This is a genomic window from Paenibacillus sp. FW126-R14 (genome assembly GCF_058789495.1).
In genome coordinates this window covers 120,799-146,976 of record NZ_JBYTBS010000006.1, presented here as the reverse complement: position 1 = coordinate 146,976, position 26,178 = coordinate 120,799, and the positions used below count along the sequence as shown (strand labels likewise).

Below are 26,178 nucleotides of genomic sequence, written 5' to 3'. Positions count from 1 at the left end.
CCATCGATTTATCCCTATTATAAGCAAAATTAGACCCGTAGTCTATAAGTGAATTGACCGATGTACAAAATGTTCGGAGGAAAAAATAATCTAAATGATTATTTACCGTGTGATGGCGATAATCGTAGTCTATACTTCTCATTAGAAACACATGAGAGGATGAAATTAACACTTGATAAAAGAAGAATTAGGATGGAATTCGTTTTTTGCAAAAGCGTTCGAACCTTATCTGGAAGAAGGGTACCTGGTTGGCCGGGTATCCTTGGAACATAAACATATGTACCGCGTACTCACGGAATCCGGCGAAGCCTTGGCGGAGGTCTCCGGCAAGATGCGCCACCTGGCTGTACGCCGTGAAGATTATCCCGCTGTAGGCGATTGGGTGGTTGTGTCCGTCCGGCAAGAGGAGCAGCGGGCAACAATTCATGCCGTGCTTCCGCGCAAAAGTAAGTTTTCCCGGAAAGTGGCCGGCCAAGTCACTGAAGAGCAAATTGTAGCCACAAACGTGGATACCGTATTTCTGGTCACTGCGCTGAATTTGGATTTTAATGTGCGGCGGCTTGAACGGTATTTGGTGCTGGCATGGGAGAGCGGGGCTACGCCGGTCATAGTGCTCAGCAAAGCGGATCTGTGTGACGATCCGGAGGCGCTTGCTGCGGAGGTCGCGGCTGTTGCGGTCGGCGTGCCCATACATGTCATCTCCTCCGCCGAGAACCGCGGACTCGAAGAACTGGCTCCGTATATAACTCCGGGCCAAACCGTCGCGCTGCTCGGATCATCGGGGGTGGGCAAATCAACCATTGTAAACCGCATCTACGGGAAGGATATTTTGGAAACGGGGGATATCCGCCATGGGGACGATAAAGGGAAGCATACGACGACACACCGCGAGTTGATTGCGCTCCCCGGAGGAGGCATCCTCATCGATACGCCAGGGATGCGCGAGCTGCAGCTGTGGGACGCTTCGGAGGGTTTGAGCACGTCTTTTCAGGACATTGAGGATCTGGCAGAGCAGTGCTATTTCCAAGATTGCAAACATGAGAATGAACCGAAATGCGCGGTCAAAAGCGCCTTGGCAGAAGGCAGTCTCCCGCAGGAGCGATTCTACAATTATATAAAATTGCAGAAGGAGCTTGCTTATTTGGCGCGCAAAGAAGATAAAGGGCTTCAGGCCGCCGAAAAAGCGAAGTGGAAGAAGATTCATCAATCGTTGAAAAGCCAGCATAATCGTTAGTCAAATCTGTTTCTGTTAAGAAACCTCTCAGACACTTCGCTGAGGCGTTTCTTTTTTTTGCTAGTGTTCCTTGTAATAGGACAGATTGGATTGGATTTTTTCACGCGTTTCCGATAAAATTAAAAGATGAGAGCCAAAGAAAGCGGAGGGACAAGCCCGATTATGAGCGATTGTATTTTTTGCAAAATTGTTGCAGGGGAACTTCCCTCGAAAAAAGTGTACGAAGATGACGAGGTTCTGGCTTTTCATGATATCCAGCCGGCCTCGCCGATCCATGTCCTTATTATTCCTAAGAAGCATATCGCTTCTTTGGCGGATGCCAAGGCGGAGGATTGGCCTTTGATGGGGCGGGTTCAAGCCGCGGCGGCGCAAATTGCCAGAGAATTGGAAGTGGAAGAGTCCGGTTACCGCGTTATTACGAATATTGGCGCAAATGCCGGTCAGATCGTTCACCATATCCATTATCACCTGATGGCAGGGGCGCGCTTGTCTCCTTTAGGGGTTCATAATTAAGAAACAACTTTTTGGAATCCTAAGTATTCGATTGACACCCTAATTACTATCACCTATAATGAGATTTGATGAACCGTTTGATCCTAGATGGTCTGTTCGGAGGGAGGGAAATCTGTTGTCAGAAACTCGAGTTCGTAAGAACGAAACTATAGATGCTGCACTTCGTCGCTTTAAGCGTTCCATCGCAAAGGATGGCATTCTAGCAGAAGTTAAGAAACGTAAACATTATGACAAGCCTAGCGTTAAGCGTAAGCTTAAATCTGAGGCTGCTCGCAAGAGAAAGTTCTAGGAGGCAACATGAGCTTAAGCGATCGATTGAACGAAGATATGAAGCAAGCGATGAAGAGTCAGGACAAGTTCAAACTCTCTGTAATTCGAATGGTAAGATCTACGATTAAGAATTCTGAGATTGATCTGAAAAGAGCTCTAGATGACAATGAAGTGCTTGACGTACTAACTCGTGAAATCAAACAGCGTAAGGATTCCCTCCAAGAATTTACGAAGGCCGGCAGAGATGATTTGGCCGAGAACCTGAAGGCAGAACTTGTTATTCTAGCTGAGTACATGCCGCAACAGCTTTCTGAGGAAGAAGTGAAAGCCATTGTACAGCAGACCATCCAGCAAATTGGTGCTTCTTCCAAAGCGGATATGGGCAAAGTGATGACGGCATTGATGCCTCAGGTCAAAGGACGCGCTGATGGTAAGCTTATAAATCAGTTGGTCCAACAATTATTGGGATAATACTTAATATGTTTGTGACAAGATCGAGCGGATGTTTCATCCACTCGATCTTTTTATTTTGTTTGGAAACGAAACAGTTTCTTCCCAGCGACGTACATATTAATGATAAGGAAGAATCAGGAAAGGAGTGAAAGACGATGTTTGCAGAAAACTTATCAGCCTTTCTGACGCATCCGATTACAGCGACTGTGCTATTGATGGTCGGGATTATCGGGATCGCTTTAGAACTTCTTTTTTTGAGCAGCGGTTTACTTGCGTTAGCGGGTGTTGCCGGATTCGCGCTCTATTTTCTCGGGTTTTACTTGGCTGGTTTTGCCGGGTTTGGTGATTTGGCCGTCTTCGGCATAGGGTTAGTGCTCCTCATATTGGAATTGGTCGTGCCCAGTTTCGGCATACTAAGTGTTTTGGGGGCCATATGTCTCTTCGGCGGTGTGCTGCTCGCCTCTCCGAATCCGGCGGATGCCGCGATCATGCTAGGGATAGCGCTTCTCGTTGCCATTGTCGTCATTGCTTTTGCCATCAAAACATTTAAACATCGCGGAGTATGGAACCGGTTTATTTTGAAGGAGCAGTTGACAACGGACAAGGGGTTTACCTCGAACCCGGACCGATCGTATTTGGTAGGGTTGACGGGGCAGGCGATAACCCCCTTGCGGCCGGCCGGAACAGCAATCATACAGGGCGAACGCGTGGACGTCGTAACGAACGGAAGTTTTATTCCAAATGCGAAGGAAATCGTTGTCGTTGAGGTTGAAGGGGCCCGCGTTGTTGTGCGGGAGATGGAATCTAATCATGCTTAGGAGGAAAAAAGAATGAATATCGAACCGGGACTATATTTGGTACTGCTTGCGGCAATCATCATTATTGCACTATCGATACTGCTTAGCGTTGTGCCAGTGATGCTGTGGATTTCTGCGCTTGCATCAGGGGTGCGCATCAGTATTATTACTTTGATCGCCATGAGACTGCGCCGCGTAACGCCCAGCCGGATCGTTAATCCGCTGATCAAAGCGACAAAAGCGGGTATCGATCTCAGCATCAATCAATTAGAGAGCCACTTTCTTGCCGGCGGTAACGTCGACAGAGTCGTGAATGCCTTGATCGCAGCGCACCGCGCCAAAATTCATTTGGAGTTCGAGCGCGCGGCAGCGATCGATTTGGCCGGCCGTGATGTGCTGCAGGCCGTTCAAATGAGCGTCAATCCGCGTGTTATCGAAACGCCTAATGTTTCTGCCGTTGCTAAAAACGGAATTGAAGTGAAGGTTATTGCCAGAGTGACGGTAAGGGCCAATATTGAACGATTAGTCGGCGGCGCCGGCGAAGAAACGATTATTGCCCGTGTTGGCGAAGGGATTGTCACGACGGTCGGTTCCAGCGATTCGCACAAGGACGTTTTGGAAAATCCGGATCTGATTTCCCGTACCGTTTTGGGGAAAGGCTTGGATGCCGGAACGGCTTTTGAAATCTTGTCCATCGATATTGCGGACGTGGATGTAGGGAAAAACATCGGCGCCCATCTGCAAACCGAGCAAGCGGAAGCCGACAAGCGTATCGCCCAAGCGAAAGCGGAAGAAAGAAGAGCGATGGCGGTTGCAGCTGAACAGGAGATGAAGGCGAAGGTTGTTGAGATGCGGGCCAAGGTTGTTGAATCGGAATCGCAGGTGCCACTTGCCATGTCAGAAGCGCTTCGCAGCGGGAAACTTGGCGTTATGGACTATATGAATTTCAAAAATATCGATGCAGATACTCAAATGCGTTCGACGCTCGGCAAGATGGGCGATGGCAAGAGCGACAAAGACTCATAGCCCATGAGGTGATAGCATGGAACAACTGCTTGCATTTTTATTTAAAAACTGGTACCTCGTTATTATCGGGTTAACCTTTTTGTATCAAATTCAGAACAAAGGGCGTCGTGCGAGTCAAAATGCGCCGAGAACGGGCATGCCCTCATTCGGCGATGCTCCTGGCCAAGCTCAGCGCCGTCCTGAAGCTGGTAAATCGGATCAGAAGGGGTTTGGGCCACCTCAACCCTCAGAAGCCGTACGGGACGAGTTCGGCCGTCCTAGCGGCGTGCCATCGGCAGCCTCCGCCCCGAAGCCGAAGCCGTCTCCTTTCGGCTCGACTAAGCAGGCGCAAGCGGATGGCAAGTCTGTCTATGCAGGCGACCTTACGGCGGCAAATCCATTTCCGGAGTCGCCTACGCAAGAGCAGCTCCTTCAAGGTGTGGTATGGGCCGAAATTTTGGGTCCTCCCAGGTCCAAAAAGCCTCACCGCAGGTAACAAACGAAAACAGAGAGCGTCCCCCCGGGCTATCGGGGAGGGCGCTCTTTGTTTTCCAGTTTTTTCACATAAATCCGTTGCCAGCCGCATAATTTGGTAGAAAGCTATGCGCCTTTTCCGTCGCCATGATCATCTAGTTAGAGGGGGTAGTGCCCAGCTATGCGTCGCTTGACCCGCAAATGGAACCAGTTCACGGCCAAAATCCTGGATCTTCCCCAGGACGTTGTGCAGGACTTGCCGCGAATTACGATGATCGGCAACGTACAGCTTTATGTTGAGAATCACCGGGGCGTGCTCCATTTTTCCAGTGAAAACTTAAAGCTGGAGTTAACGAAAGGGACGCTGGAAGTGTTCGGTAAAAACTTGGTCATTCGTGCGATCCTATCGGAGGAAGTTTTTATCGAAGGCGTGATCGACAACGTTAAATACATGCCATAGATGGAAGTCAGGATTAAGGATGGGGAGGCAAGCGTTATGAAGCAATCGATGTTCATAGCCCGTTTGCGCGGGTATGTGCGCATTCAAATACGGGGCAACGGATGTGAAAAGCTGATTAATCCCATGATGGAGAAGGAGTTCTCCATTTGGGATATTCAAGCCGGGGATGACGGCAAACTTGAGCTTAATATTCTGATCAAAGACTTTTTCAAACTTAAGCCGCTGCTCAAACGGACAGGCTGCCGGATGCATGTCCTCGAGCGGTACGGGCTTCCTTTTTTTATGGAGAGATTGGGGCGGAGAAAAGTGTTCCTGAGCGGGATTGCCGCTTTTATTATCGCTCTGTACGTATTGACCTCGCTTGTCTGGCAGGTGACGGTGGAGGGCAACGACCGCATCTCGGAAGCGGAAATTTTGCAGGCGGCAGCCAAGCAGGGCATTCATACGTACCAATGGAAATTCCGGCTGAAAAAGGCGGAGGACCTGTCACGCGAGATACAGAGCCTGCTTCCGGGCACGGCCTGGGTAGGGGTTGAAATCCGCGGTACGCACATTACGATTAAAGTCGTGGAAGCCACGATACCCGATAAGAAGGATCTGAAAAATCCGAGAAATCTAGTCGCTGCCAAAAACGCGCTCGTGACCGAGATTTTATCCGATAAAGGGAAACCGATGGTAAAGCCGAATACGTATGTGAAGAAAGGGGACGTGCTCATATCGGGCACGATCGGGGATGAACAGAATAATCAAGTGGTTGTCGCCAGCGGCAAAGTCAGGGGGATCGTATGGTATACCTCGCGAATCGAGTCACCGCTTACGAAATCCTATAAAGCTTATTCCGGTGAGACAATTACCCGCAATTATATTGTTTTCGGGTCGAGAGCCTTGCAAGTCAGCGGGTACGGGAAGCTTAATTTTGAACATTTCGAGACGATTCCTGAGCGAAAAACGCTGGCCTGGCGTTCCTTCGCGATCCCTATCGGATGGCTGCATGAAAAGGTCATGGAAGTTCAAATCGTAGAGGAGCCGATCGATCCTGCGATAGCCAAGAAGACAGGCCTGGAGCAGGCTAGAGCCAAATTGCTTGCGGCCTCAGGAGCCGATGCTAGACTCGTAGGCGAAAAAATTTTGCATGAAAAATCAGAGAATGGTAAAATTTATATAGACGTGCATTTTGAAGTCGAAGAAAATATCGCCGAAGAGCAACCAATTGTCATACGAGGAGAATGAGACCTGTTGGTACAAAACGCACAATCCGTAAAGTTAACACTGAAAAATCCGGCTGAAGGGCTGGCCTTGTTTGGCCCTCAGGACAAATTTCTGCATGTCATTGAAAGAGAGATTGCCGCGCAAATCTTTACGCGTGAAGCCGAAATAACGATTCAAGGGCCGGCTGCGGAAGTGAACTCGCTTCAGCAGCTTTTTGAAGTTCTCTTGCAGCTCATTCGTAATAACTATACGTTAACGGAGCGGGATATCCTATATGCGGTTGAGCTTGCTAAGCAAATGAAAGCGGATCAACTGCTGGATCTGTTCAAAGGCGAGATTACAACAACGCATCGCGGCAAACCGATTCGCGTCAAAACGATCGGACAGCGCAAATACGTTGAGACGATCAAAAAGAAAGATATCGTTTTTGGCATAGGGCCTGCCGGAACAGGCAAAACCTATTTAGCAGTCGTACTCGCGGTTACGCGTCTTAAAGAAGGTGCCGTCAAAAGAATTGTTTTAACGCGCCCGGCGGTCGAAGCAGGGGAGAGTCTCGGTTTTCTGCCAGGCGATCTGCAGGAAAAAGTTGACCCCTATTTGCGCCCATTGTATGATGCTCTTAACGATGTCTTAGGTCCTGAGCAGGTAGCTAAATCATTGGAGCGCGGTTTGATCGAAATTGCGCCTCTGGCCTATATGCGGGGCAGAACCTTGGATGACTCGTTTATTATTCTTGATGAAGCTCAAAATACAACACCTGAACAAATGAAGATGTTTTTGACGCGGCTCGGTTTCGGCTCCAAAATGGTCATTACCGGGGACGTTACGCAAATTGATTTGCCACGCGGCAAATCGTCAGGGCTTGTAGAGGCTGCTCGCATCCTCAATGGGATTGATGAGATAGGCTTTATTCACTTTGATGAGCAGGACGTAGTTAGACACTCGCTCGTTCAGAAAATCATTGTGGCCTACAATGCGGAGAAGGAAAAGTAACTGCGCTGGTTTGTCAGGTAGAGAGGAATGACCTTCCGCGATGAAAAATGAAGTGCAAATGAAAGGCAAATTTCATTACCAGCTGAACGGATGGAAGTACAGTACGGTTATTCGCGTACTGTTGTTTCTCTTGCTGGCTTTAGTTTTCTATATTTCTCTATATGCGAAACTCGTTCCTCAGGTTTATGATATCGAACTGGGGACAACCAGTGAAACGACGATTTATGCGCCAAGGCAAATTGAGAACGCCGTTGCGACGGAACAAGCGAAAGAGGACGCCGCCAAACGCGTGCAGCCTGTATACCGCATCGTGAATCTCAAGAATGATACGATAATCGACGCTATTTATGATAAATTATTGCAGATTAATGCGGATGAAGAAGTAAAGTTCGATGATAAAGTAAGCATTTTCCGCCGTGTCATTCCTCAGCTCATTAGCGATTCGGAGAATCAGTCGGTCAAAGCGCTCAGCACCAGCGCGCAGTATAACGAGACGTTGATCGAGCAAATCCAGCAAGGGCTTGCCGAACAGCAGTACCCGCTGCCTGAAGAAGCTTACTTTAAGCTTCCGCGCTTGAGCAAAGAGGACTTGACGGCCATGCGCCCCGTGACCAAAGATATCGTTGCGAAGCTGATGAACGACCAGATTCTTGACGCACAGACGGCAAGGGCTAAAGTTGCCGAGATGGTAAACACGTCGAATCTTGCGAAGAATACGATGCGTGAAATGGTGACGGAGATCGCGCGAGCGGTGATCACGCCGAATAAGTTCTTTGATCAGAAGGGCACGGATGATGCCAAAGGACAAGCCAGAGAAAACGTTAAGCCGGTATATATCAACAAAAATGATGTGCTAGTCAAGGCAGGCGACGTCATCACGGAAGAGATTTATGCCAGATTGGACAAGCTGGAGCTGCTCAAGAGCAAAGCGAATCATTTGCCGCAGATTGGTCTAAGTATTCTTTCGGCCTTATTGTCTTTTGTCGTATCTATGTTTGTGCGGCAAAGCTTGCTTGCCATCAAATATAACAATTCTCAGCTGCTCATGCTGATTTTGATTTTTGTCATCAATATTACATGTATGAAAATCATTTCGCTTGTCCAAAACTTGGACTATCCGTTTATCGGTTATTTGGCTCCGACTGCGTTGGGAAGCATTTTAATTGCCATTTTGCTGGATGCGCCGCTGGCTTTTATTTCATCGGTCTTATTCTCTTTGATGGCAAGTATTATTTTTAATACGGAGCATACGCTTCTTTTTGACTTCCGGTACGGCTTGGTGTCCTTGGTTATTTGTTTTAGCGCAGTGTTCACGATTCAACGTGCAAGCCAGCGTGCAACCATTTTGAAAGCGGGACTCATGATTGCCTTCTTCTCGATGCTCACGATTACCTCGATGCTGCTGATGGAAGATCATTTTCAGCAAAGAGAAGCGATCATGTCGCTTTCGTTCGCTGCTGCCGGGGGATTATTAACGGTTGTTTTCGTTATTGGGCTGCTGCCTTTCTTCGAGGTTGCTTTCGGCATTCTTTCACCGCTCAAATTGGTGGAGCTCTCGAATCCGAATCATCCCTTGCTGCGCAAGCTGCTTACGGAAACTCCCGGCACGTACCATCACAGCGTAATGGTCGGCAATCTGTCGGAGGCCGCCGCCGAATCCATCGGAGCAGACGGACTTCTCTGCCGGGTCGGTTCTTATTATCACGATATCGGAAAGACGAAACGGCCGAGCTATTTTATCGAGAATCAGACCAATATCGAAAATCCGCATGACCGCATCGATCCGAACTTAAGTAAATCCATCATTATCGCCCATCCCCGCGATGGCGTTGAAATGCTGAAGGATTACAAAATGCCGAAGGCGATCAGAGATATTGCGGAACAGCATCACGGCACGACATTGCTGCACTATTTTTATCATAAGGCCGTTAAACAAGCTGAGGAAGAAGGCAGCGAGAAGGAGATCCGCGAAGAGGATTTCCGATATTCAGGGCCTAAAGCGCAGTCTAAGGAAGCGGCTATTGTAGGAATTGCCGATAGCGTGGAGGCCGCTGTTCGCTCCCTGCGCAATCCGACGCTGGAGCAGATCGATTCGATGGTGCACAAAATCATTAAGTCCCGGTTGGATGACGGGCAATTCAATGAATGTGATATCACGCTTAAGGAACTGGATAAGATCGCCAAAACATTAAATGAAACCTTGCTTGGCATCTTCCATGCGAGGATTGAGTATCCGAATGAATTGTCTCCGAAGAAAACGGGGACCTAAAGAAATGACAGGAGTGTGATGAATATGGCAAGTATCGATTTAACGCTGGAATGGAGCAGCGAGCAGGAAGTGAAAGAGATCACACCTGCCTTTATTGAGAAAATCGAGGAGCTGCTGAAGTTAGCCGGTGAGCTTGAAGGCGTGACAGCCGGCGAGGTCGCGCTAACTTTTGTAGACGATGAAGCGATCCAAGAGCTAAATAAGCAGTACCGTGATCTGGATAAACCGACGGATGTGCTGTCTTTTGCCATGAGCGAGTTTGGCGAAGACGAAATTCGGATTAACTATGAAGACGATGAGCAGGACGATGCGGAAGGATCGGAGGATGGCGAATCGGTGTCCGAAGGATTCATTGAACCGCTTGGGGATATTATTATTTCGGTCCCGCGCGCAATCGCCCAGGCTGAAGACTACGGACATTCCGTAGAACGCGAGCTTGGCTTCCTGTTCGTTCACGGATTCTTGCACTTAATCGGGTACGATCACCAAAGCGAAGAAGAAGAGAAGGTTATGTTTGCTAAGCAGGAGGACATTTTGCAGAAGGCAGGTTTGACGCGCTAATGACAGACGGCTTCCGTAAATGGCGCAGAAGCTTCCGGTATGCCTACGAAGGAATCAAATATGCCTTAGATACGCAGCGCAATATGAAGTTCCATTTTTGCGTTGCTTTTCTTGTTTTGTTGGCTGCTCTGTTCGCACGTTTGCCCAAAACGGATATCCTGTTTATTTTGTTAGCCGTAACCTTGATGATTGTTACGGAGCTCATCAATACGGCTGTGGAAAAGACGGTGGATCTTGCAATGCCGGACCGCCATCCGTTAGCCAAAATCGCAAAGGACGTCGCCGCGGCGTCCGTCTTGGTGTCTGCCGGGTTTGCCGTCGTCGTCGGCATGATTGTTTTCTATGAACCGATCGATCAGCTTCTGCGCGAATCCAGAATTCGCGACTCGCAAGTATCAGCGGGGACGATCTGGGTGCTTATCGCCCTGGTCATCTTAACGGTCATCGTCATCGAGACTCGGTTTTCGGACAAAGGGAAATTAGTTCGCCCCAGCTTGCTGACGGCCGTAGCCTTTTCCATTGCAACCGTCATTGCGATATTCGTTTCACAGACAATCGTAGCCTTGCTGGCGTATACGCTTGCCGCACTTATATTTATGATGCTGTATGACAAAAAGACCCGCCCGTTTCCGGCGCTTTTTCTTGGCGCACTTATCGGTGCCGCCGTTACAATACTCGCTTTATCGTGTTTAAACATGCTATAACATTGACTATAACAATTAAGAAGGATGATGGCCCATGAACCAACAAGAACTCATTCAACACGCAAAAGAAGCGATGAAAAGAGCCTACACGCCTTATTCTAATTTTAACGTTGGAGCCGCGCTTCTCGATGCGGACGGCCATATTCATTACGGCTGCAATGTGGAGAACGCCGCATATGGCCCTACGAACTGCGCTGAGCGCACGGCTCTCTTCCGCGCAATCGCTGACGGGCACAAAGCAGGCTCCTTCAAAGCGATCGCCGTTATGGGCGATACGGAAGGTCCGATTTCGCCATGCGGCATTTGCCGTCAGGTGCTAGTTGAGCTTTGCGCGCCGGATATGCCCGTTTACCTTGGCAATCTCAAAGGGGATTTTGCTGAAACGACCGTTTCCGCTTTGCTGCCAGGAGCTTTTACAACGAAAGATTTGCATTCAAATGGAGGATAAATAGAAGTGGCTAATAAAGAATTTAAATCAGGCTTTGTCGCAATCATCGGACGTCCGAATGTGGGGAAATCAACATTGATGAACCAAATCATCGGGCAAAAGATCGCCATCATGTCCGACAAGCCGCAAACAACAAGAAACAAGATACACGGCGTATATACGTCGGCAAACGGCCAGATCGTTTTTCTGGACACGCCGGGAATTCATAAACCGACTTCCAAATTAGGCGATTATATGAGTAAAGTCGCGCACGGCACCCTGGGGGAAGTCGATGCGGTACTTTTCCTGGTCGATGTTGTTGATGGCATAGGCGGCGGAGACAGATATATTATTGACCAGCTGAAGCATGTTGAGACACCTGTTATTCTGGTGTTGAACAAAATTGACCTTGTCCAGCCTGAAGCGCTGCTTGCGATCATTACAACGTACAAAGATTTGTACAATTTTGCAGAAATCGTCCCGGTTTCAGCGCTGAATGGAAATAATGTAACAACCCTCTTGGAACAAATTATTAAATATTTGCCTGAAGGACCTCAATACTATCCGGCCGATCAAATCACCGACCATCCTGAGCAGTTCGTATGCGCAGAGCTTGTTCGCGAGAAAATACTGCATTTGACCCGCGAAGAAATTCCGCATTCCATTGCCGTCCAAATCGAGGATATGCGCGTTGAATCCAATGGCGTCGTTCACATTTCAGCGGTTATCTTTGTTGAGCGCGATTCCCAGAAAGGCATCGTTATCGGCAAACAGGGCAGCTTGCTCAAAGAAATTGGCAAACAAGCCCGCCGAGATATCGAGACGCTGCTTGGCTCCAAAACCTTTTTAGAGCTGTGGGTCAAAGTGAAGAAAGACTGGAGAAATCAAGACAGAGTGCTGAAAGATCTTGGCTTCCGCCACGATTAATCCGGTTTTTACCTAAGTGTTCCAATAAATTTCCGCATAGAGAAGCGTTCTCTGCACATCCTATGAACATCACGTTCGATGGGGAGGATGCTGAACATGAAAGACTTTTCGTGGACGTATTTTTCAAAGACCGGTGATGTAGATGCCTACCTTTTGTACAAACAAGTAACCGATGGGCCCGGCATGGACACGGATGTACAGGAAGAGGATCAAAGTAATGAAGAGCCGCTCGAGGGTCTGACGATGTAAAAGAAAGAAGTCGTAAGCCCTGAGCGGCCTACATGGGGGAAATCATTTGCTGCGCAGTGTACAGGGGATTGTACTCCGTAGTATGGATTACGGAGAGGGGAATAAAATCATTAGTTTGTTCACCCCCGAGCTGGGCAAAGTTGGCGTTATGGCTCGGGGTGCGAAAAAAGTGAAAAGCAGACATGCCGCCGTTACGCAGCTTTTTACGTACGGCGATTTTGTTTTTTTCAAACAGCGCGGTCAAATGGGATCTTTGAATTCTGCGGAAATTATCGAAGCCCATCACGCTTTGCGGGAAGATTTGCATATGTCTGCGCATGCGTCGTACTTGGCCGAAATGACGGACCGCATGCTTGGCGATGAAGAAGGCAGCACTTATCTGTTCGAACAGTTGCGAGCGGGTTTAATGGCCATCGAAGAAGGCAAGGACATGCAAATCGTCGTTCACCTCTATGAAATGAAAATGTTTGAATTGGCCGGTTATTTGCCCGTTACGAATGGTTGCGTTTCTTGCGGAGAAACTGCGGGTATCACCAGCTTTAGCCCTGCCATGGGAGGGACGTTATGCCATCGGTGCCGCTACAAAGATCCTGCAGCGATCGGGATTGGAGAAGGCGCTCTGAAACTGCTCAAACTGTTCCCGCGCATGGATATGCGCAGACTTGGCGCCGTTCAGGTTAAAGATGAAACGAAAGCGCAGCTAAAGACATGTATGCGAACTTATATGGATATACATATTGGCGTAAAATGGAAATCGAGAGACTTTATCGAACAAATGGAAAAGTACAATATATAATTTTGGCCTTATTTGACATGTGATGTTGGCTTTGATATGATGTGGTGGAAATCACCTCGCCTTTGTGCTGACCGCATATCGGTGAGTTTTTTTATGCTTACGTTCTGTTCTAAACTACTTTACATACAAATGCTAATGTAGGGCCTCGTCCCTGCTGAACAGGTTGAAAGGGGCTATGGGAAAATGGATCATCCATTACCTACTCGGGTTTATGTCGTTTCTGACTCTGTCGGGGAAACAGGAGAGTCGGTTGTACGCGCTGCAGCGATGCAATTTCATCCTGTTCCCGTGGAGATTGTAAGAGCTCCGTTCATCCATGATATTGAAGGCATCGATAAAGTGATCAATGCTATTCGCATTCATGGCGGTATTGTTGTCTTCACTTTGGTCATACCCGAGCTGCGGGACGATCTTATCGCCAAAGCGCAAGAGCACAATATCCCGCACATCGATCTGCTCGGACCGGTTGTGAACACCTTGGGGCAAGCGCTGCACCAAGAACCCCGCAGACAGCCGGGGATGATTCATCCGCTGGATGAGGATTATTTTAAAAAAGTCGAAGCGGTTGAATTCGCCGTTAAATATGATGATGGCCGGGATTTTAGCGGTATTCAGAAGGCAGACATTATTCTTCTCGGGGTGTCCCGCACGTCCAAAACTCCGTTATCCATGTACTTGGCGCACAAAAGGTTTAAAGTGGCGAATGTGCCGCTAGTGCCGGAAATGCAGCCTCCCGCTGCGATTTACACGGTTCCGAAAGATAAAATTATCGGGCTCAGGATCGACCCGGATAAATTGAATGTCATTCGGCAAGAACGGCTTCGTACACTTGGTCTTGCAGAAAATGCAACCTATGCGAATGTAGAACGTATTAAAATAGAACTGGCTTTTGCTGACAAAATTATGAGCAAAATCGGTTGCGTGATCTTCGATGTCTCGAACCGTGCCGTAGAGGAAACAGCAAGTCTGGTTATGGATCATATCGAGCGGGTTCAGTAAGGTTTTATGTTTATTCTTGCAGGATTTTTTAGAAGTTCATCGTATATAATAGTACGGTGAGATTTCGTCAAAAAGGGCGTGGGCTGAACGGAAATGAGTGCCAGAAGTATTATCGTCGATGCCGACGCTTGTCCCGTGAAAGCCGAGATCGAGCAGGCAGGAAGGCAATTTGGTGTACAAGTTGTTCTGGTTGCTTCTTTCGACCATCGGATGAAGGAGAACCCGGGAGTTAAGGTCATTCAAGTGGATCGGTCCGATCAGTCCGTCGATCTGTATATCGCCAATCAGATCAAGCAAGGCGATATTTTGGTGACGCAAGATTTCGGTCTCGCTGCGCTCGGGTTAGCGAAAGGCTCGTTTTGTTTGACCAATCGGGGGCAGGAATATACGGACAGTTCGATTGATTTTTTATTGGATCGTCGTCATACCTCAGCGAAAATGCGCAGATCCGGCAAGCATTCGAAAGGGCCAAAACCTTTTACAGACGAGGATCGCAAAAATTTTCTACACGGTTTGACAAAACTTTTAAGAAATTTGCAGGAAAACGAAAACGAGTAGCGAATAGTACTTAGTCGGAAAAGCGACCTGAATTGTGGGTGGAAATAACATGAGGTACGGACGCATACCTGAAGAGGTCATTGAGGCTGTACTGAAGCGCCATGACATCGTTGATGTGATTGGCAGGCATGTACATTTGAGCAAACAAGGGCATTATATGAAGGGGCTGTGTCCTTTCCATTCCGAGAAAAGCCCTTCGTTCACCGTCACGCCCGAAAAACAAATTTATCGTTGCTTCGGCTGTAATGTCGGCGGAAATTTAATTCGTTTCGTGATGGAAATTGAAGGCCTTAGTTTCTCAGAAGCCGTGACCAAGCTTGCGGAAGAAGCGGATATCCCCATTACGTGGGAGGAAGCGACCGAAGAGCAGAACGAGCAGCAGCAAGAGAAAGCAGCGCTGTTGAAAGCTTATGATTTTGCAGCTAAGCTTTATCATTATATTTTAGGCAACACAGAGCAAGGCAAAGTGGCTAAAGGATATTTAGCCTCAAGAGGCATTTCGGATAAGCTGATCGATACGTTCCAAATCGGTTATGCCCCGGCCATGTGGGATACATTGGTTCAGCAGCTGGTGAAACGCGAGTTCGATTTGCCCCTCATGGAAAAAGGCGGTTTATTATCGGCTAGACATGAAGGAACCGGCTACGTGGATAAGTTCAGAGAACGCATCATGTTCCCGATCTGCGATGCCGCGGGTAAAGTCATTGCTTTCGGCGGGAGATCGATGGGCGATGCTCAGCCCAAGTATTTAAATAGTCCGGAATCAATTCTTTTTAATAAAAGCAGGACGATGTATAATCTTCATTTGGCAAGACCCAATATGCGAAAACTGCAGCAAGCGGTCCTTTTTGAAGGCTACGTAGATGTTATTAAAGCTTGGGAAGCAGGAATCAGCAACGGGGTCGCTACGATGGGGACTGCACTTACCAAAGAGCACGCGGCTCTGCTGAACCGCAACGCTGATCAAATCGTCCTATGTTATGACGGGGACAACGCCGGACAATCGGCTGCTTTCAAAAGCATTCCGATTCTCGAAGAGACGGGAAGCCGAGTTACCGTAGCGATGCTGCCGGATGGCAAGGACCCGGACGATTATGTGAAAAATTATGGTTTTGACCGATTCGTACGGGAGATCATTGAACCTGCCGTACCATCGATGAAATATAAGCTTTTGTACATTCGTAAAAATTTTAAGTTGCATGAGGACGGTGACAGACTTCGTTATCTGCAGTCCGCTGTGAAGCTAATTAGTGATCTTCAGTCTCCTATGGAACGAGAACATTACTTGAAACAATTGGCATCTGAATTCCCTGATTCCTCCTATGAGGCCATGAAGTTAGACCTTCATGAAATCTTGCTGCAATCGGAAAAAAACCGACCGGATGGGGATAATAAACCAATTCTGTGGAATAATGTTATGAATAATGGGAGAACAGCGGAACGAACACGCAAGAAAACGCCTTCGCTTTTGCCAGCTTATCACAATGCTGAACGATTGATTTTGGCTGTTATGATGCATGACCGCGATGTATGCGCACATGTGGAAGAACAGTTGGGAGATCAATTCAACGTTGAAGCTCACGCAGTCTTAGCTGCTTATTTATATGCTTACTACGCTCAGAATGCTGAGCCGGATGCAAGCCGATACATTGCCATGCTGCAAGACGAACAGCTGGAGAGCTTGGCCAGTTCCATCGTGATGATGGGAGCCGGTCATGGAATGAACGAACAAGTGATTGACGACTATATTCGCCAAATTCGTAAAGTTCCGATGCAAGAAGAAATTGAACGCAAGAAAGAAGAACGAGTTCGCGCCGAGCGCGCGGGGGACCATCTTCGAGCAGCACAAATTGCAATTGAAATTATCGCCCTAGAAAAACGATTAAAGTCAACGTAGAGCTACTAAATTGACTAGGGAGGAGGGAGTCCGTACTATGGCGAATGATCAGCGTACAGAACTAGAGACAGAGTTGACCTTGGACCAGGTGAAAGACCAGCTCATTGAGCAAGGGAAAAAGCGGTCCTCACTTACTTACAAGGATATTATGGAAAAATTAGCTCCCTTCGATCAGGATCCTGAGCAAATCGATGAGTTTTTTGAGCAGCTTTCAGAGCAAGGGATCGATGTAGGCAATGAATCGGACGACGATTCCATGAATCCTGAAGAAAATGATCGCGATGAATTTAACTTCGATGATGATCTGGCCTTACCGCCGGGGATTAAGATTAATGATCCAGTTCGGATGTATTTGAAGGAAATCGGTCGTGTGCCGCTTCTTTCTGCGGAAGATGAAGTGGGCTTAGCCAAACGGATTGAGAATGGGGACGAAGAGGCGAAGCGGCGCTTGGCGGAAGCGAACCTTAGACTCGTCGTGAGTATTGCCAAAAGGTATGTAGGACGCGGCATGTTGTTCTTGGATTTAATCCAAGAAGGGAATATGGGACTCATTAAAGCGGTTGAGAAATTCGACCACACCAAAGGTTACAAGTTCTCCACGTATGCAACTTGGTGGATTCGCCAAGCGATTACACGCGCGATCGCAGACCAAGCGAGAACGATTCGTATCCCTGTACATATGGTCGAAACGATTAACAAATTGATTCGTGTTTCCCGTCAATTGCTGCAAGAGCTTGGGCGCGAACCCACTCCGGAAGAAATTGCGAAAGAAATGGATTTGAGCACGGATAAAGTGCGTGAAATCATGAAAATCGCACAAGAGCCTGTTTCCTTGGAAACACCGATCGGTGAAGAAGACGATTCGCATTTGGGTGACTTCATCGAAGATCAAGAAGCGCTTGCACCTGCGGATGCTGCGGCATACGAGCTTCTGAAAGAACAGCTTGAGGACGTATTGGATACGTTGACGGAAAGAGAAGAGAATGTCCTTCGTTTGCGATTTGGTCTGGATGATGGCCGTACGCGCACGCTTGAAGAAGTAGGCAAAGTTTTCGGCGTTACGCGCGAGCGGATTCGTCAAATTGAGGCCAAAGCTTTGCGTAAGCTGAGACACCCTAGCCGCAGTAAACGATTGAAGGATTTCTTGGAATAAGCGCTGTGAGAGGGCCCTGCCAGTTTCGGCGGGGTCTTTTGTTATGTTGAAAAGTATGACTAAAACAAAAGCATGAAATCACCGATAAAGTAGTAGGAAGGTGAGCGATGACATGGATACTGAAAAACGAAAAGTAATTGTAAGGGAAATCGATCACTGGCGGCGAAGCAAATTGCTTCCTGAGCATTATTGTGATTTTCTAATGAATTTGTATATGGATGAAACCACACCCAAACCTGCTTCCATCATGGGGGTTTCCGCATCTTCAATCGCAAACAGTTCTTGGAAAATATGGTTGATGATCTTGGCGGTAATAGCCGCTCTGGCCTTATCTGCTCTTAATTTTAACTCTTTTGGAATGCCAATGCAAATTGGAATTTCCACGCTTTTTGTCGTCATTTGTTATGTGTTTGCCTATCGTCAATATAGCAAATCCCCCGTCATTTCTTACTTGCTTTGCGGTGTGTCTTCTTTGACTCTGCTGCTGCTTGGACTGTATTTAATGGATCTGTACGAAGTGAGTTCTTCCTACACGTATATTGGTTATTTGGCTTTCTGTAGTATAGTATGGATGATAAACGGCGTAGCGGGCCGGATGGCCATTTTTCAGTTATGCGGTTGGTTTGGCTTAGTGGGAACATACGGTTGGCTGCTCTTGCAAAAGTTCCAGAGCCCGGGCTGGTTCTCACTTGAAATTAGCTGGATTCCGGTTAGTATTGTACTTATATGGATTGCTTGGCTTGCGCATCATACGAATAAGCAAGTGGCCGGCGTTATGCTGCTGGTCGGCAGTCTTGTTTGGTTTGCTCCTGAAGCGATGACATTCCTGACGGATGTCGATATGAGTTCCCGCGTCATACAATTATCGTTTACAGGAAAATTGCTTCTGGCGGGCGCGGCGTTTTTCATGCTGCGAAAAAAATGGGTAGAGTGGGTCGTTTAACAGATGGTAAAATTATCGAAAAGATTGCAAATGATCGCAGAGCGTGTACCTGCGGGATCAAAGCTGGCGGATATTGGGTCCGATCATGCCTTGCTGCCGACTTACCTGGCACAACAGGGCGTAATTGTGTTTGCCGTGGCCGGCGAAGTCAATCCGGGTCCTTTTGAAGCGGCAACACGTCAAGTGCTTGAATGCGGTTTGTCTCAAAAAATAAGCGTAAGATCCGGTGACGGCCTGGCGGTCATTGAACCGGGAGAAGTGAATGTGATTACGATTGCCGGTATGGGCGGAAGCTTGATGGCGAGCATTTTGGAAGCGGGAAAAGGCAAGCTTGAAGGTGTCACGCATCTGATTTTACAGCCCAATGTCGGTGAAGATCACGTTCGCAGATGGCTGCTCGCGGAAGGTTGGAAGCTAGACGCGGAAGCGATTTTGGAAGAAGACGGCAAGATTTATGAGATCTTGACGGCGACAGCGGGAACTGCCGAAGATAAGAATTCTCAGGAAGCGTTGTACGCCGAGCGTGTGCTGCCGGGAGGAGTTACGGTAACGAATGAGCGCTTGCTGCAGATGGGTCCTTACTTGGTGGAGGAAGCTCCGGAAGTATGGTTTGTCAAGTGGGAAAGCGAATTAAAGAAATTGGCGATGATTGAAGGTCAATTAAAACTTTCCTCTGCCGAAGCCTCTGCGGCCAAGGCAGCGCAAATAGCGCAAGAAATGAAGGAAATAAAGGAGGTCATCGCTTGTTTGCAAAAGGTCAAACCGTAATTCAGCTGTTCGAACAGCTGGCACCCAAGCATTATGCGATGCCTGATGACAAAATTGGCTTGCAGCTCGGCTCCTTGCAGCAGGAGATTCGGAAGGTGCTTGTTGCCCTGGATGTCAACGATGACGTTGTTGAAGAAGCGATTCGTTTGGACGCCAATTTGATTATTGCTCATCATGCGATCATTTTCAGACCGCTTGCTCATCTTCAAACCGATACGCCTGCGGGCCGTTTGTATGAAAAGTTAATCAAGCACGATATTGCCGTTTATATCGCTCACACGAATTTGGATGTGGCGGAAGGCGGAGTCAACGATATGATGGCTGACGCCCTTGGCCTAACGGAGCTCACTCATCTGGAGGATGTGCATACGGAGAAGCTGCAGAAGCTGGTCGTCTTCGTCCCTGAGACGCACCACCAGGCTGTGCTGGATGCCCTCTTCACCGCGGGAGCGGGGTGGATCGGGCAGTACAGCCACTGCTCCTTCAACATTCCCGGAACGGGGACGTTCCTTCCGCAGGAAGGGACGCACCCGTATATCGGGGAAGCGGGCAAGCTTGAACGCGTACAGGAAGTACGCGTAGAGACGATCGTAACCGCCAGCGTTCAGCGCAAGGCGGTTCAGGCCATGCTGAAGGCCCACCCCTATGAGGAGGTGGCCTATGACCTCTACCCGATGGATCTCAAGGGTAGAGTGTTCGGTCTCGGGCGCGCAGGCAAGCTGCCCGCGCCGATGACGCTCCGCGAGCTGACGGAGCTCGCGAAGACGGCGTTCGACGTGCCGATGGTGCGCGTCGTCGGCGATCTGTCACGGTCCATCCGCAAGGTGGCCGTGTTGGGGGGTTCCGGCGGCCGCTACATGCGGCACGCCATGTTTGCCGGCGCCGATGTGCTGGTCACCGGCGACATTGATTACCACACCGCGCACGATGCGCTGGCGGCAGGGCTTGCGCTCATCGACGTCGGGCATAACGTCGAGAAGGTCATGAAGCGCGGCGTGGCCGACTACCTCGCCGCGCAATTGAGCAAATCGGATACAGAGGTGCTGGCATCCGAAGTGAATACGGAACCTTTCCAGTTCCTGTAGTATTTTTGGCTAATGGCAGCTGAGGAAACGAACAACAGTTGTATTTCGAAGGCATTCCTAGTATACTATCCTATGCGTCGGAAAGTTTGACAGACAATCGCTGGCTGTGGGTAAGCCACAGCGAGAGGAAAGTCCGGGCTCCATAAGGCAGGGTGCTGGATAACGTCCAGTCAACGCGAGTTGAAGGATAGGGCCACAGAAATGGACCGCCGATGGCTCATCTTCGGATGAGATCAGGCAAGGGTGGAACCGTGGTGTAAGAGACCACGAGGTTCTATGGTGACATAGATCCTGGTAAACCCCACTTGGAGCAAGACCTAGAGGAACGCTAGCCGTCTTCGAGACGGCAGTCTTCGCCTGAGACGCGTTCGGGTTGGTCGCTTGAGCTGTGCAGCAATGTATGGCCTAGATAGATGATTGTCGCTTCAATGGTGGCAGGGGACAGACGCCCGTTACGACCACCGGAAGTACAGAACCCGGCTTACGGCAAACTTTCCATTACTGTCGGTTACCCGCAAGGCTTCGGCCTTGCGGGTATTTAATTTTCAGAGCAACAAAACAGGCTGCCCCAGGTATGGAAACCTATGGGCAGCCTGTTTGTTATTTGCCTAACGCGACTGAGGCATATTTATTGGAAACAAGGCTCATCTGACGAAACCAGCGTTGAGGCCATTCAAAGCCCATGCTCGTTTTTTCTTCCGCTTTTTGAACAGCTTTCACGACATCGATCAGACCGTAGCCGAAATATTTGTCATGACCTTTCTCGCCGATATCCTGCGCCGTATCCCTCATAATTTGATAGACGTCCTTATTTTTCAAATTCGGGTTCGTAGAGCGGATAAGTGCAGCCAATGCCGTCACATGCGGGCTTGCCATCGAAGTGCCGGATAAAGCCGCGTATTGATTGTTTGGATACGTACTGGCAATGCTGACGCCAGGTGCCGTTACATCGATATAGTCTCCATAATTGGAGAAGGGAGCTTTGTTATTCTTCGAATCGCTGGCAGCAACAGCGAATACTTCCGGATAAGCGGCCGGGTAGCCCGGTCTATCCGTGTTGTCGTTGCCGCTCGCGGCGATCAGCGCCACGTCTTTGTCGAAAGCATATTTAATGGCATCGTGCAGAAAACCGGAATCCGCATAATTCCCCAAGCTCAAATTGATGACTTTAGCGCCATGGTCCGTAGCCCAAATGATGCCTTGTGCAACGGAATATGTGCTGCCGGCTCCGGTTTGATCCAATACTTTAACAGGCAGCACTTTGTTATACCAGGTCATTCCGGCAACGCCTAAATTATTGTTCACTAAGGCGGCAATAACACCTGCCACGTGAGTTCCATGACCGACATCGTCCTGAGGCTTATCGTCCCCGCTAATCACATTATACCCGGGCAGCAGTTGGCCTTGAAGATCCGGATGCTTCAAGTCCACGCCGGTGTCAACGACGCCCACAATCACATCTTTGTTTCCTCTGTTCACCTGCCAGCCTTTTTCGGTTTCAATCAGCGGCAGATTCCATTGATACTTGCCGTACAAATTATCATTTGGTTTGAAATTTGGCCCGATGCTCGCCGCCTCATTGGAGCTTGATGTCGTGCCCATATAGTCGCTTGAATCGCTTGAGTCAGCTTCATTATCCTGATCATCGTAGTAATCATTGGTTAAATACAGGAAGTGAGGCTCCACATAGGCAACGTCCCATTTTTTAAAATAAGCCATTAAAGCTTTTGCTTCCATGCTTTCGGTACGAAATACGTACGTATAGCCGAGTTTTTGCATCGTAGTGGCTTTGATTTCCGATTTGATTTGTGCCAACTGAGCTTCTGTCGGGTCCTGCTTGAACTTCACGACGACCTCATTCTGATGGTAATGGCTGGTTCCCTGATTGTCTTCCGGATGATCAACGACTTTGTCCTTCAAAGTATCCGTATCTACGGATTCGACTTTCCAGCGGTGTTCGCTAGGATACGGTTCGAGACGCAAATTTTTCATCTGGTGATCTGTCACTTGATGCAAAATATCTTGGTGGATAACGCCGATGAGCGAAGAACTTCGATCTGTTGAAGGCGTGCCTTGAACAAAATAAACATGCTGAGCGGCGCCGAATTTAGGAGATTGATAATGCTTGCCGGCTTCTGCCGCAGCTTTAGCTTCTTGCAAATAAGTGCTCGCCTGATCTTTGTAAGCTGCGGGTATTTCTCCGGCTTTTACGCCTTGATCGATAGGCTGGCTGTTTTTTGACCAAACCAGGATGTCCATTTTTTCATGATGGGTTTTCATATCCCCAAGAACTTTGGCCGCGGATTCGCCGCTTTCGATTTGAGAGATCATTTTCGCATAATCAACCGAGCATTGCGTCCGGCATAAATCATCCGTTAGGGCAACATCCTGCTGCAGCAAAGAAAGCTTTTGATCCGTTTCGTACTTCGCGCTGTACACTTCCGGACCCGGTTTATTCTCATTCGTTGAGTGGTGCGGAAAAAGAATGATACCTAAACCTACAACTAGACTAATAGAAGATAAATAACGCCACATCCATAGCCCTCCTTCTTACTCGAATCCCTCTTTTAATGGCAAACGAAGTATCTTAGATTAGAGTGAGATTTGAGGGAATCTTTTATGCATGGAATAGGGAGTTTTACATATACCTTTTCAGGCTAATTTATGGTAGGATAGGAATAGCGCAATTAGAGGAGGTCATCATAAATGGCTGTTTTTAATGTAAAAAATATTTGTGATTCAACACGCACAAAGTTAAAAGAAACAATTGCCAAAATGGAACTGTTTCTGAATCAACATTCGCTTTCACAACTCAATGCAGAGAATGATCCAGCTATGGATGAATTTTATCGTGGTTATCTCCAAGATACCCGTCATCTTTTAGTTTTTTGTGAAGTGGCTTATGAGAAATTGGGCGTTAGCTTGAGACGTCCTACTTTTAATGTTGATTTTTCAGAAAAAGTTTTGTATGAAGTATATCATACTTGCGTGAATACATTTTTCTATCCTAAGAACGAGTGCTATTCCGAGGATGGCCGTTATGCTTATACGGGACAAGATGCCATCCGTTTCCGCAAGAAACCTTCCCGCGAGGTACGTGACCTAACGATTGAGCTGTCCAAAGTTTTTGAAGAGCTTCGCGAAGATCTGGCTTACTATGAGACAGATTACATCACGCAGCGCCGTATGCAAGGCGAAAAAGTATAATTGTAGTGCCAAATGACAAAAGATAGAAGGGATGCGTTTTTCAGCGCATCTCTTTTCTTTTCAAAGGGGACATGGTGCATGCAGCGTGAACAATTGATCAATCTCTCCATTTCGATAATTAGAAGCAATCAGCATCCCCGCGGAGGTTACATAGCATCCCCACTTTTCCCGCCGTATGCCTACAGTTGGCTGCGCGACGGCACGTTTATCGCTAATGCGATGGATCGTGTCGGGCAAAACGAGAGCGCAGCCTTATTTTATAAATGGGTTGCCGGAGTGCTTCCGAACAAACGTTCTCGTGTCGATATTCTCCTGCATAAGCATGCGAACAAGGAGTGGATCGACCGTTCAGAATTTCTGGGAACGCGCTATCATTTGGATGGCCGGGACGATGTATCCGAATGGGGCCATTTTCAATTGGATGGTTATGGGGCTTGGCTTTGGGGATTGACAGAGCATATAAAAATCACCGGCAACAGAGCACTATTGAAAGAGCTGCGGGAAAGCATTGAGATCACCGTCGATTATTTGATGACGTTCTGGCATTATCCGAACTTTGATTGCTGGGAAGAGTTTCCCGATTATGTTCATTCTGCAACGCTTGCTTGCGTCTATGGCGGTTTGCATGCGCTTGGCGAACTGGAACAGCGTCCGCAGCTGCTTGAAAAGGCGTCTATGGTTAAGGACTTCATCCTCCGTCATTGCGTCTATGAAGGCCGGTTCGTGAAATCAGTCCAATGTATAGATGAGATTTGGAAGCCAGTCTTAAATGGCATAGATGCAAGTTTGCTTTGGCTGGCACTGCCGTTTGGCGTGTGCGAGGTTCACGATCCTGTCATGTTGAAAACGGTAGAAAAAATCGAAAATGATCTGAAGCATGAGGGAATCCAGCGCTATGTGGAAGACCGCTATTATGGCGGCGGAGAATGGCTGTTGTTAACGGCCTGGTACGGATGGTATCAGAAAGAGCTGGGGAACCGTCAGGAGGCACAGCGCTGCCTGGAATGGATCATAAGCAAAGCTGATGAGCTTGGACGGCTTCCCGAACAAGTCCCTGATCAGCTTAGAGAGCCTTCCGCCTACACGGAATGGTTGGCCAAATGTGGGGAGCCTGCGCTGCCGCTGCTTTGGTCTCATGCCATGTTCTTGGTGCTTTCTGACAGCTTAGACTGAGCATAGCTTCCCCCGTTAGCGGGCAAATTGTTAGTGGGGTGATGACGATGCCAGATGTTAAATGTTCAGTTGCCAACTGCGAATATTGGACGCAAGGTAACAACTGCAACGCAGGAACGATTATGATTGAAGTCGATCAGCATGCAAATGCCAATTACAAGGAAGAGTTTGCCGGGGAATCATTCGATACCGATCATCAAGATGCAGCGAGCAAAGCCGCGAACACTTGCTGCCACACCTTTACAGCAAAGAAGAAACAGTAAACATGCGCCAGCATGGAGGCAATTTGGATAAAGCCACTCAGGAGCGGTTTCAACTGGAACAGCTTCGGAAGGAAAGCGGTCTGAACCACAAGGAAGAATATGCAGCTGAGATCACAGCGCCCTCGCGGAGAATCAATTATGCCGAGCCTTATCAAGTGAAAAGCGCAGATGTACAGAGATCGGTCTCCCAATCGGATGTCGGGGATGAGGAGATCGATGAATTAGTTGAAGCTGTTACACGCAATAAGGCAGTAGGGTATATGGCCTTGTTCGTCGCATTGGCTTCGCTCTTTGTATGGCCGGTGCTGCTTGGCATATCGGGTATTGTGCTTGGGGTCATTGCATTCTTCATGGGTAACAAAGGAATTGGGACCTGGTCAGTCGTGCTTGGCTTTATTGCCGTCGCCGCCTATTTTTTACTTGTTCCTTTTTCTTAAGCAAGCTCCCGTCTATTTAACTACAAAAGCATGCCTGTACCGAAGGTTGTCCCACAAGTCATACAAATGACTGGGACAGCCTTGTTTCTTTTTTTCTCAGAAAAAAACGGGGAAATTCGTGTTAATGCAGGATAATTAGCGTGTTTCATCTGATTATGGCATCATTTTGGACCCTATACTCCCGTTTGCTCGTACTATTTGGCTTCAAGAGACATATTCGCACCTTTGAATGATTACAGTATTATTATATAATGAAAAGTGATATTTCAAGTTAAATCAAAATTAAGGGAGGTGTACCTACTCTCCTTGGTGCGGATGCCGCGCTTGACAGGGGATAGGTAAGGTATTGGAAGA

Annotated in this window: 30 protein-coding genes and 1 other RNA gene; 29 read left to right on the top strand and 2 right to left on the bottom strand. The window is 48.2% G+C overall.

Annotated features, from left to right (window positions below; translation table 11 throughout):
• Window positions 1-172 precede the first annotated feature (172 nt).
• From rsgA to rpoD, 21 genes are all read left to right on the top strand, one after another.
• Complete coding sequence (rsgA, locus tag AC3WRW_RS06445) at window positions 173-1,234, top strand: ribosome small subunit-dependent GTPase A (protein WP_492545516.1); 1,062 nt, start codon at window positions 173-175, stop codon at window positions 1,232-1,234.
• 126 nt (window positions 1,235-1,360) lie between these two features.
• Window positions 1,361-1,747, top strand: coding sequence for a histidine triad nucleotide-binding protein (locus tag AC3WRW_RS06440; protein WP_492545515.1), 387 nt, complete (start codon window positions 1,361-1,363; stop codon window positions 1,745-1,747).
• A 115-nt stretch (window positions 1,748-1,862) separates the two neighbouring features.
• Complete coding sequence (gene rpsU / locus AC3WRW_RS06435; RefSeq protein WP_029195880.1) at window positions 1,863-2,036, top strand: 30S ribosomal protein S21; 174 nt, start codon at window positions 1,863-1,865, stop codon at window positions 2,034-2,036.
• An 8-nt stretch (window positions 2,037-2,044) separates the two neighbouring features.
• Window positions 2,045-2,488, top strand: coding sequence for a GatB/YqeY domain-containing protein (locus AC3WRW_RS06430; RefSeq protein ID WP_492545514.1), 444 nt, complete (start codon window positions 2,045-2,047; stop codon window positions 2,486-2,488).
• A gap of 137 nt (window positions 2,489-2,625) precedes the next feature.
• Complete coding sequence (locus AC3WRW_RS06425) at window positions 2,626-3,288, top strand: NfeD family protein (protein ID WP_492545513.1); 663 nt, start codon at window positions 2,626-2,628, stop codon at window positions 3,286-3,288.
• Window positions 3,289-3,300: 12 nt separating this feature from the next.
• A complete protein-coding gene (floA, locus tag AC3WRW_RS06420) occupies window positions 3,301-4,293 on the top strand; it encodes a flotillin-like protein FloA (protein ID WP_492545512.1) in 993 nt (330 codons plus the stop codon).
• A gap of 16 nt (window positions 4,294-4,309) precedes the next feature.
• Window positions 4,310-4,768: a YqfB family membrane protein gene (locus AC3WRW_RS06415; RefSeq protein WP_492545511.1), complete on the top strand. Its 459-nt coding sequence runs from the start codon at window positions 4,310-4,312 to the stop codon at window positions 4,766-4,768.
• Window positions 4,769-4,927: 159 nt separating this feature from the next.
• Window positions 4,928-5,206, top strand: a complete 279-nt coding sequence (gene yqfC, locus AC3WRW_RS06410; protein WP_492545510.1) for a sporulation protein YqfC — start codon at window positions 4,928-4,930, stop codon at window positions 5,204-5,206.
• Between the two features lie 36 nt (window positions 5,207-5,242).
• Window positions 5,243-6,436 carry a sporulation protein YqfD gene (yqfD, locus tag AC3WRW_RS06405; protein ID WP_492545509.1) on the top strand — a complete coding sequence of 398 codons (1,194 nt, stop codon included), beginning with the start codon at window positions 5,243-5,245 and terminating at the stop codon, window positions 6,434-6,436.
• 6 nt (window positions 6,437-6,442) lie between these two features.
• Window positions 6,443-7,408: a PhoH family protein gene (locus AC3WRW_RS06400; protein ID WP_492545508.1), complete on the top strand. Its 966-nt coding sequence runs from the start codon at window positions 6,443-6,445 to the stop codon at window positions 7,406-7,408.
• 40 nt (window positions 7,409-7,448) lie between these two features.
• Window positions 7,449-9,677, top strand: coding sequence for an HD family phosphohydrolase (locus AC3WRW_RS06395; protein ID WP_492545507.1), 2,229 nt, complete (start codon window positions 7,449-7,451; stop codon window positions 9,675-9,677).
• 33 nt (window positions 9,678-9,710) lie between these two features.
• Window positions 9,711-10,238 (top strand): rRNA maturation RNase YbeY, encoded by a 528-nt coding sequence (gene ybeY / locus AC3WRW_RS06390; RefSeq protein ID WP_492545571.1) that lies wholly within the window; start codon window positions 9,711-9,713, stop codon window positions 10,236-10,238.
• A complete protein-coding gene (locus AC3WRW_RS06385; protein WP_492545506.1) occupies window positions 10,238-10,942 on the top strand; it encodes a diacylglycerol kinase in 705 nt (234 codons plus the stop codon). The genes ybeY and AC3WRW_RS06385 overlap by 1 nt, the downstream gene beginning before the upstream one ends.
• 34 nt (window positions 10,943-10,976) lie before the next feature.
• Complete coding sequence (gene cdd, locus AC3WRW_RS06380) at window positions 10,977-11,390, top strand: cytidine deaminase (protein WP_492545505.1); 414 nt, start codon at window positions 10,977-10,979, stop codon at window positions 11,388-11,390.
• A gap of 6 nt (window positions 11,391-11,396) precedes the next feature.
• The gene (gene era / locus AC3WRW_RS06375; RefSeq protein WP_492545504.1) at window positions 11,397-12,296 is read left to right on the top strand and encodes a GTPase Era; all 900 of its coding nucleotides are present in this window, start codon (window positions 11,397-11,399) and stop codon (window positions 12,294-12,296) included.
• 96 nt (window positions 12,297-12,392) lie between these two features.
• Complete coding sequence (locus AC3WRW_RS06370) at window positions 12,393-12,545, top strand: YqzL family protein (protein WP_171686257.1); 153 nt, start codon at window positions 12,393-12,395, stop codon at window positions 12,543-12,545.
• Between the two features lie 46 nt (window positions 12,546-12,591).
• On the top strand, window positions 12,592-13,341 hold the full coding sequence (gene recO, locus AC3WRW_RS06365; protein ID WP_492545503.1) for a DNA repair protein RecO: 750 nt from the start codon (window positions 12,592-12,594) through the stop codon (window positions 13,339-13,341).
• Window positions 13,342-13,524: 183 nt separating this feature from the next.
• Window positions 13,525-14,340, top strand: coding sequence for a pyruvate, water dikinase regulatory protein (locus AC3WRW_RS06360; protein ID WP_492545502.1), 816 nt, complete (start codon window positions 13,525-13,527; stop codon window positions 14,338-14,340).
• 93 nt (window positions 14,341-14,433) lie between these two features.
• Window positions 14,434-14,898: a YaiI/YqxD family protein gene (locus tag AC3WRW_RS06355; RefSeq protein ID WP_492545501.1), complete on the top strand. Its 465-nt coding sequence runs from the start codon at window positions 14,434-14,436 to the stop codon at window positions 14,896-14,898.
• A gap of 49 nt (window positions 14,899-14,947) precedes the next feature.
• Window positions 14,948-16,795 (top strand): DNA primase, encoded by a 1,848-nt coding sequence (gene dnaG / locus AC3WRW_RS06350; protein ID WP_492545500.1) that lies wholly within the window; start codon window positions 14,948-14,950, stop codon window positions 16,793-16,795.
• A gap of 37 nt (window positions 16,796-16,832) precedes the next feature.
• Window positions 16,833-17,948, top strand: a complete 1,116-nt coding sequence (gene rpoD / locus AC3WRW_RS06345) for an RNA polymerase sigma factor RpoD (protein ID WP_127451881.1) — start codon at window positions 16,833-16,835, stop codon at window positions 17,946-17,948.
• 186 nt (window positions 17,949-18,134) lie between these two features.
• On the opposite strand, the gene AC3WRW_RS06340 is transcribed toward rpoD, so the two are convergent.
• Complete coding sequence (locus AC3WRW_RS06340; RefSeq protein WP_492545499.1) at window positions 18,135-18,347, bottom strand: hypothetical protein; 213 nt, start codon at window positions 18,345-18,347, stop codon at window positions 18,135-18,137.
• A gap of 7 nt (window positions 18,348-18,354) precedes the next feature.
• On the opposite strand from AC3WRW_RS06340, the gene AC3WRW_RS06335 reads away from it, so the two are divergent.
• The 4 genes from AC3WRW_RS06335 to rnpB all read left to right on the top strand — a co-directional run bounded on the left by AC3WRW_RS06335 (window position 18,355) and on the right by rnpB (window position 21,243).
• Entirely contained in the window at window positions 18,355-18,891 is a 537-nt protein-coding gene (locus AC3WRW_RS06335) for a hypothetical protein (protein ID WP_492545498.1), read from the top strand.
• A 3-nt stretch (window positions 18,892-18,894) separates the two neighbouring features.
• Entirely contained in the window at window positions 18,895-19,659 is a 765-nt protein-coding gene (locus AC3WRW_RS06330) for a tRNA (adenine(22)-N(1))-methyltransferase (RefSeq protein WP_492545497.1), read from the top strand.
• Entirely contained in the window at window positions 19,635-20,744 is a 1,110-nt protein-coding gene (locus AC3WRW_RS06325; protein WP_492545496.1) for a Nif3-like dinuclear metal center hexameric protein, read from the top strand. The genes AC3WRW_RS06330 and AC3WRW_RS06325 overlap by 25 nt, the downstream gene beginning before the upstream one ends.
• An 81-nt stretch (window positions 20,745-20,825) precedes the next feature.
• Window positions 20,826-21,243: RNase P RNA component class A (gene rnpB, locus AC3WRW_RS06320), an RNA gene on the top strand.
• A gap of 101 nt (window positions 21,244-21,344) precedes the next feature.
• Here rnpB and AC3WRW_RS06315 read toward each other — a convergent pair.
• On the bottom strand, window positions 21,345-23,279 hold the full coding sequence (locus tag AC3WRW_RS06315) for a S8 family peptidase (protein ID WP_492545495.1): 1,935 nt from the start codon (window positions 23,277-23,279) through the stop codon (window positions 21,345-21,347).
• Window positions 23,280-23,450: 171 nt separating this feature from the next.
• Here AC3WRW_RS06315 and AC3WRW_RS06310 point away from each other — a divergent pair, with 171 nt between their 5' ends.
• The 4 genes from AC3WRW_RS06310 to AC3WRW_RS06295 all read left to right on the top strand — a co-directional run bounded on the left by AC3WRW_RS06310 (window position 23,451) and on the right by AC3WRW_RS06295 (window position 25,824).
• Window positions 23,451-23,951 (top strand): YpuI family protein, encoded by a 501-nt coding sequence (locus tag AC3WRW_RS06310; RefSeq protein ID WP_171686248.1) that lies wholly within the window; start codon window positions 23,451-23,453, stop codon window positions 23,949-23,951.
• Window positions 23,952-24,029: 78 nt separating this feature from the next.
• Window positions 24,030-25,124 (top strand): glycoside hydrolase family 15 protein, encoded by a 1,095-nt coding sequence (locus tag AC3WRW_RS06305; RefSeq protein WP_492545494.1) that lies wholly within the window; start codon window positions 24,030-24,032, stop codon window positions 25,122-25,124.
• Between the two features lie 47 nt (window positions 25,125-25,171).
• Window positions 25,172-25,387, top strand: coding sequence for a DUF1540 domain-containing protein (locus AC3WRW_RS06300; protein ID WP_492545493.1), 216 nt, complete (start codon window positions 25,172-25,174; stop codon window positions 25,385-25,387).
• A 2-nt stretch (window positions 25,388-25,389) separates the two neighbouring features.
• Entirely contained in the window at window positions 25,390-25,824 is a 435-nt protein-coding gene (locus tag AC3WRW_RS06295; protein WP_492545492.1) for a hypothetical protein, read from the top strand.
• Window positions 25,825-26,178: the final 354 nt, after the last annotated feature.